Below are 4,459 nucleotides of genomic sequence, written 5' to 3'. Positions count from 1 at the left end.
ATTCTATATACAATCTATCCCAATTTGAGTCGTTAAAGATTAGGGTTCCTTACAATTGTTGATTAAAATGACACTCTCTCAGTCAAATAGCTTTGAACAACATCTTTCATAAATGTATAATATAGTAAGAACAAATGTTTCGGGTGGTGATTTAAATGTGCAATTCGAATCTTTCGACTGAAATTTTGAATATGGTAACTGGAAAGTTATTAGGAGATGGATGCATAACGAAGCAAAAAGGCCGAAAGCCAAGGTTCCAATTTATTCATTCAACTATTGATAAAGAATGGTGTTTTTTTTGCTATGAAAAATTAAGGAAGGATTTACATTTCACGCCACCATACTACAAAAAAGTTGTAGACGAAAGAATAAAAAAGGGATACACTGAATGTTTTCAGGTGCAATCCCGAACAGATCCTCTCATTACTTGGTTAGAATGTAAATGGTATAATAATCGTAAAAAGGTAATTCCTTTCCCCTTTTTAGAAAAATACTTAAATGAACTAGCTCTAGCTTGGTGGTATCAAGACGACGGACACTTAACTAGAAAAGAAAATACCCCCAAAAAGATTATTTTATCAACAGACAACTTTACTTCTGCAGAAAATCGTCGATTAATTGGTGTCTTGGCAAGAAAATTCCACCTCCTTTTTAAGCTAGATTCTCAAAATCGACTTATATTATATGATCAACTACAAATCTATTATTTCCTTCGGTTAGTTGAACCGTATATGCACTCTTCAATGAAAAGGAAAATAATATTTCCAAAACATTCAACTGTAAGCAAAAATAGAACAACCATTTACCTACCAAGTAATATCCACCTAACGAAACCCACAATGGAAATAAATCAGCAACTTTCATTTCTAAACACATTAAAAGATATTGTTATGGATAGGACAAGATATTTAGAATTTTTTAAAAAGGTAATTGTACCCAATACCTTAACCCAAGAAACAAAAGGCTTTCAAATAATCATTCACGGTAAGTATAATGGTAATCTACAATTCATTAAAAATCATACGGGCTTAACAAACAGTCAAATTATCACACTCTGTTTCCGAAATAATTTCTTAGAAATTTGACTTTTCAAAAATAATCCAATTTTCGAAATCTAATATCCGTGCGTTTCCTAAACAAGGTACTAATTGTTTCACATCTTCTATTCTCATCTAAAAAAGGTAAAGAGTAATCCTTAAAATTTAGATTACTCTTTACCTTTTTAGTCATACTTTTAAATCAATACTCCCTCCCAATTGTGGCTGAGCAGCGTGTAGGATGGCAGTAACATCATTTGTACTTAATAACTTCTTAATAGCTTCGCCTTTTTGTTCTGCATTTCCCATTGCCATCTTCATAACCGACATAGATGCTTGTTGCTGAACTTGTCCTTGACTTAATACCATTGACATTAATGCGATATCCATAAAACATCTCCTTACTCCTATTGGATAACAGAGTTCAACTTCTTTTCTAAAAAATGAACTTCAATTTTTAACTCGTTTAATTGAGCATTTAACTGCACTATTTCTAATGAAGTTGGTTCATGTTCAAGAACATATTGAGCTGCTTTTTTCATCTCATGAAGCTTCATTTCTATCTTTTTCAAGATACGATCTTGTTTTTTACACCAATGAAGCTGTTGTTCGAGAAACTTTTTATGTTCTTGCTCTGGGTTATCCATTAGTCCCTCCTATCAACAGCTATGTACTGTCTAATATGAAAAAAGACTCTAGAAATCTAGAGCCTCTTTCATAATTAAAATTAACGAAGAAGTTGTAGAACTCCTTGCGGCTGCTGGTTTGCTTGAGCTAGCATTGCTTGAGCAGCTTGAGATAGAATAGAGTTCTTAGTTTGGTTCATCATTTCTTTCGCCATCGTGCGAACATTTACTTTCATAAATGACTAGACTATATCTTCACCCTCTAGCAATCTAGTAGGGGCCGGGCACTTCGGATTCACAATGCTGATGACCATTGTTTCACCTATGGATTTCATCATCATAGCTTTCGCCTTAGATGGTCTATCCTAGTCGTTGAACCTTCTCCACTCTTTCGAGATAGGAGCTTGGCTGCTGATTGCCCAATCTTTTCTTTTTTCATAACCTTCACGCCTGTCGTTTCCAACTACGTTGTGGTAAGAAAAGCTCTAAGGGTTTTCCAGCAATTCACCCGATAATGATCTCTAGCCGTTACCAGCTAGGACGACTGTACTTGTTACTGCCGTTAAGCAGCTAAAGCATAATCTACGTCGCGGATACGAGATTCCGCAGAAGTTAGGTTTTCAGAAGATGTGTTTAAATTGTTGATTGTGTGTTCTAATCGGTTTTGAACAGCACCTAATTTACCCCGTTCAGTTGATACAGAGGAAATAGCTTTATCAATAACAGCAATTGATTTTGAAGCGTCCTCTTTATTAGAGATATTTAAGCCAGCTTCTGCCTTGATATCATTTGTACCATTTGTTACTGAATTAGAAGCAGTAAAACCGGATTGACCTGCATTACCGGTAATTCCCAAGGCAGCAGAACGCATATCATTAATAGATAAAGTCATACTTTGACCAGTATTTGCACCAATTTGGAATTTGGTGTTATAACCAGAGCCTTGAGCCCCAGGCCCTACAACTTTATCTACATTCTTTACAGTTTCGGTACCTGCAAATCCTACCGCTGCCAATGGGCCACCTGTACCATCAGTTAAAGTAATATCTTTTCCTGATTCTGAAACAAACTGAACCTCATTATCTTTAGAAAGAGAAGCTGTTACTTTCGAATCCAAACCAGCTTCTTGTAGTGCTGCGTTTAAATCTTTAACTAAATCTTCCATTGCAGATTTGGCAACATTAGAGTCAACATTTCCTGTATCGTAAGTTTTTCCTTCTTTTAATGTAACTGTAACTGCACTCTCACTTCCAACGTTAACTTTAAAAGTAGAATCAGCTGCTACTGAATTGCCTCCTGCAAGTGCACCTGCAGCTTGGATACCATGACTCTCAACAGTTGTTGGAGTTCCCTTTACCTCTGTACCGGTTGCTGCCGCATCGGCAAAACCTAACATAACGGCAGCAGCATCATCGTCTGCAGTTATTGTTAAACTACTGTTTGCACCTTGAGACTTAGCTGTAAAAGATAAAGCAGTTCCATTATCTTTAATATCGACTAAGTCAGATAATTTTGTTCCGCCAGAAGTTACATTTCCCAATTGTTCGATAAGTTGGTCTTTAGTTACAGCAGCACCAGTAAAATCCTTACCAAGAACTGAAGTAACATCAAAAGTCTTACCATCAACTTTTATCGTAGCACTGGTTAATGCAGATGCATCAGCGTTTCCAACAAAAGTCGTTGCACCATCTATCTTAGCACTTGCAGCTTCAGTAATTTTACCCCCATTATTAGACCCAACTCCGCCATTCAATAACTTTTGTGTGTTGAACTCAGTTGTATTACCAATACGATTAATTTCAGATGTTAATTGGTTTAATTCGTCTTGCATTGATGAACGGTCAGCGTCAGTTGCAGTTCCGTTTGCAGATTGGTTGGAAAGTTCACGCATACGTTGGAGAATGTCATGAGTTTCATTTAAAGCACCTTCAGCTGTTTGAATCATTGAGATACCATCTTGTGCGTTACGACCTGCTTGGTCTAAACCACGAATTTGTCCACGCATTTTTTCAGAGATCGCTAAACCAGCTGCATCATCAGCAGCGCTATTAATACGTAGTCCTGAAGATAACTTTTGCATTGATTTTGATTGTGCGTTTGATGCAGCATTCAATTTATTATATGTGTTGAGTGCTGCAATATTATGATTGATTTGCATGTGTGAAAAACCTCCTATTTTTTGTTTTACTAATTTTATTGCGAAATTTTCCCTTTCGCAAAGTTTATATAATAATTCCCATATGGGCTTATTATCAAAAAAAATTGTTACAGAACTACTAAATAATCAAAAGTTGACTAGCTAATAAGCTCCTTTGTATGTTTTTTGTATATTTCTTCACGAAATACACTGATTTCTTTTGGAGCATCTATTGCGAATCGTAAGAGACCTGCTTGTGTTTGAATGATGGCAATCTCTACAAGATCACCAATTTGTATTGTGTCTCCAATTTTACGATCCGTCTTTTTGAGCCTGTTTAGTTTGTTCGAACTTTGTTTTAGTGAAGAAATCCGAACATGGTTTGGAGCATCGATAGCAAGCTTAAGCTTTGAACCGTATTGAAGTATAGTAACTTTGACTTCATCATCAATGATCACGGATTGTCCAACTTCTCTACCTACAATCAGCACCTTGCGCGCCACCCCTATCCTTTTTTCATCAAGAAGTCTGTCCCATGCTTTCACTCATTTAATGAAAAACTACTTTTACAAATCTCATAATCATATTATCGGATAATCGAAAAATAAATTTAGTAGTTTTTATCAATATTTTTATGTATTTATTTGAAAGACAATAAC

5 protein-coding genes and 1 pseudogene are annotated in these 4,459 nt (G+C 35.8%); 1 reads left to right on the top strand and 5 read right to left on the bottom strand.

What is annotated here, in order from left to right; genetic code table 11:
• The first annotated feature begins 155 nt into the window (after positions 1-155).
• Positions 156-1,085, top strand: coding sequence for an endonuclease (locus tag G6554_RS25065; RefSeq protein ID WP_166246816.1), 930 nt, complete (start codon positions 156-158; stop codon positions 1,083-1,085).
• A gap of 141 nt (positions 1,086-1,226) precedes the next feature.
• Here the strand turns inward: G6554_RS25065 and G6554_RS25060 are convergent, their stop codons facing one another.
• From G6554_RS25060 to G6554_RS25040, 5 genes and pseudogenes are all read right to left on the bottom strand, one after another.
• Positions 1,227-1,427, bottom strand: a complete 201-nt coding sequence (locus G6554_RS25060; RefSeq protein WP_166246815.1) for a YjfB family protein — start codon at positions 1,425-1,427, stop codon at positions 1,227-1,229.
• Between the two features lie 17 nt (positions 1,428-1,444).
• Positions 1,445-1,684, bottom strand: coding sequence for a hypothetical protein (locus G6554_RS25055; RefSeq protein WP_166246814.1), 240 nt, complete (start codon positions 1,682-1,684; stop codon positions 1,445-1,447).
• An 80-nt stretch (positions 1,685-1,764) separates the two neighbouring features.
• Positions 1,765-1,878, bottom strand: a pseudogene (locus G6554_RS25050) (flagellin); the annotation flags it as partial.
• Positions 1,879-2,225: 347 nt separating this feature from the next.
• Positions 2,226-3,821, bottom strand: coding sequence for a flagellin N-terminal helical domain-containing protein (locus G6554_RS25045; RefSeq protein WP_166246813.1), 1,596 nt, complete (start codon positions 3,819-3,821; stop codon positions 2,226-2,228).
• A 137-nt stretch (positions 3,822-3,958) separates the two neighbouring features.
• A complete protein-coding gene (locus tag G6554_RS25040) occupies positions 3,959-4,291 on the bottom strand; it encodes a carbon storage regulator (protein ID WP_166246812.1) in 333 nt (110 codons plus the stop codon).
• Positions 4,292-4,459 lie beyond the last annotated feature (168 nt).

Origin of the sequence: Bacillus sp. MM2020_4, from assembly GCF_011250555.1 — a bacterium.
Lineage (GTDB): Bacteria > Bacillota > Bacilli > Bacillales > Cytobacillaceae > Neobacillus.
This window is presented reverse-complemented; position numbering and strand designations above follow the sequence as displayed.

What these genes read in the sequence shown, in the direction of transcription:
- G6554_RS25065 (WP_166246816.1), top strand. Translation starts at nt 156, where the DNA reads ATGTGCAATTCGAATCTTTCGACTGAAATTTTGAATATGGTAACTGGA.
- G6554_RS25060 (WP_166246815.1), bottom strand. Translation starts at nt 1,427, where the DNA reads ATGGATATCGCATTAATGTCAATGGTATTAAGTCAAGGACAAGTTCAG.
- G6554_RS25055 (WP_166246814.1), bottom strand. Translation starts at nt 1,684, where the DNA reads ATGGATAACCCAGAGCAAGAACATAAAAAGTTTCTCGAACAACAGCTT.
- G6554_RS25045 (WP_166246813.1), bottom strand. Translation starts at nt 3,821, where the DNA reads ATGCAAATCAATCATAATATTGCAGCACTCAACACATATAATAAATTG.